Here is a 207-nt window from a genome sequence, read left to right as displayed (position 1 = left end):
CCTCGATTTTATCATCGAACATATCCATCCTCTCTTATCTGTCACATCAGAAACAGTTGACGATGTAGAAAGTCGCTGTCAGTTCTCCGTCTCGGCCGAACTTTCAGCCCTGACCGAATTAGAGTACGGTGGAGTGCTGGAAAACGTGACGGGGGGACGCGTAGCGCTCCAGCCAACATAGAACAGATGCGGTAACTCCGCAGGGAC

1 pseudogene is annotated in these 207 nt (G+C 51.7%); it reads left to right on the top strand.

From position 1 onward, the window contains the following. Nucleotides 1-181 (top strand): annotated as a pseudogene (locus KB213_RS12760) (DNA-processing protein DprA); the annotation flags it as partial. Between the last annotated feature and the right edge of the window lie 26 nt (nucleotides 182-207).

Source organism: Neokomagataea anthophila, from assembly GCF_018122595.1.
GTDB classification, from domain to species: domain Bacteria; phylum Pseudomonadota; class Alphaproteobacteria; order Acetobacterales; family Acetobacteraceae; genus Gluconobacter; species Gluconobacter anthophilus.
The sequence above is the reverse complement of the archived record's forward strand: the minus strand, read 5'-3'. Positions and strand labels throughout refer to the sequence as shown.